The organism is Roseateles sp. P5_B10, from assembly GCF_056400485.1.
Map to the genome: position 1 here is coordinate 1 of NZ_JBFULE010000930.1, position 1,904 is coordinate 1,904.

Below are 1,904 nucleotides of genomic sequence, written 5' to 3' on the forward strand. Positions count from 1 at the left end.
GCCCACGGCAAGCGCGTGCAGGCGCTGGGCGGCGCGAAGAACCACATGGTCGTCATGCCCGATGCGGACCTGGAACAGGCCGTGGACGCGCTGATGGGCGCSGSCTACGGCTCGGCYGGCGAGCGCTGCATGGCGATCTCGGTGGCCGTGGCGGTGGGCGATGCGGCCGATGCGCTGGTGGCGGCGCTGGCACCCAAGGTGGCCGCGCTGAAGATCGGTGAAGGCCATGGCAGCGGCATCGAGATGGGGCCGCTGATCACGCGAGCTTCACAGCAGCGCGTGGAGAAGCTGATCGGCGAAGGCGTGGCGGCCGGTGCGAAGGCCGTCGTTGATGGCCGTGGCCACCGTGTAGCCGGCTTCGAGGACGGCTTCTTCGTCGGTGGCACGCTGCTGGACGGCGTGTCGGCCGACATGAGCTGCTACACCGAAGAGATTTTCGGCCCGGTGCTGTGCGTCGTGCGCGTGCCGGACCTGGCCGGCGCCATCGCGCTGATCGAAGCGAACGAGTACGCCAACGGCGTCGCCATCTTCACGCGTGACGGCCACGTGGCGCGCGAGTTCGTGCATCACATCCAGGTCGGCATGGTGGGCGTCAACGTGCCGCTGCCGGTGCCCATGGCCTTCAACAGCTTTGGCGGCTGGAAGCGCAGCCTGTTCGGCGACCACCATGCCTATGGCCCCGAGGCGGTGCGCTTCTATACCAAGCACAAGGCGGTCATGCAGCGCTGGCCGGATTCCCTGCCCAAGGGCCCGCAATTTGCTTTCCCGCAGAACACCTGAACTCGACGGAAGCTGACCATGAACGATCCGACGCTGAGCAATCCTGACCTGGTCCCGACCACGGCCGCCCAGCGGACCTGGCGCTGGTACCACTTTGCAGCGCTGTGGGTGGGCATGGTCATGTGCATCCCGGCGTACACGCTGGCGGCCAGCCTCATCGAGTCGGGCATGAGCTGGAGCCAGGCCGTCGGCACGGTCTTCCTGGGCAACCTCATCGTGCTGGTGCCCATGCTGCTGATCGGCCATGCCGGCGCCAAGTACGGCATCCCATATGCGGTGCTGGCGCGGGCCTCCTTCGGCACGCAGGGCGCGCGGCTGCCGGCGCTGCTGCGGGCGCTGGTCGCCTGCGGCTGGTACGGCATCCAGACCTGGTTTGGCGGCCAGATGATCTACACGCTGGCCGGCGTGCTGATCGGCCACCCGCTCACGGGCGACCCGCTGCCGGGCCTGGGCATCAACGCTGCGCAGCTGGGCTGTTTCCTGCTGTTCTGGGCCCTGCAGTTCTGGTTTGTCGTGCACGGCATCGAAGCCATCCGCAAGCTCGAGACCTACACGGCGCCGATCAAGATCGTCATCTGCTTCGTGCTGCTGTGGTGGGCCTGGGACAAGGCCGGTGGCTTCGGCCCCATCCTGGACCAGCCCTCGGCGTTTGTGGAAGGCGRCAAGAAGGCCGGCCAATTCTCCGCCGTGTTCTGGCCGTCGCTGACCGCCATGGTGGGCTTCTGGGCCACGCTGGCGCTGAACATCCCCGACTTCACGCGCTTCGCCAAGACGCAGCGCGACCAGCTCATCGGCCAGGCCATCGGCCTGCCACTGCCGATGGGCTTGCTCGCGGCGCTCGCCGTGTTCGTCACCTCGGCCACCGTCGTCATCTACGGCAAGGCGCTTTGGGACCCGGTGGACGTGGCCAGCCGCATGACCGGTGCGGCGGTGCTGATCGCGCTCATCGTGCTGCTGATCGACACCGTCAGCGTCAACCTCGCCGCCAACCTGGTCGGCCCGGCCTACGACTTCTCGGCGCTGGCGCCGGGTCGCATCAGCTACAAGACCGGCGGCATGCTGACTGCAGGCATCGCCATCGCCATGATGCCGTGGAAGATCCTTGAGTCCACGCAGGGCTATAT

The 1,904-nt window shown here is 67.6% G+C and carries 2 protein-coding genes; both read left to right on the plus strand.

Annotation, left to right across the window (positions count from 1 at the left end; genetic code table 11):
- Positions 1-780, plus strand: a 780-nt coding sequence (locus AC1DU6_RS29385) for an aldehyde dehydrogenase family protein (protein WP_477861515.1), incomplete at its 5' end; no start/stop codon positions are given.
- 18 nt (positions 781-798) lie between these two features.
- Positions 799-1,904 (plus strand): NCS1 family nucleobase:cation symporter-1 (locus AC1DU6_RS29390; RefSeq protein ID WP_477861517.1); only part of this gene is annotated, 1,106 nt, incomplete at its 3' end.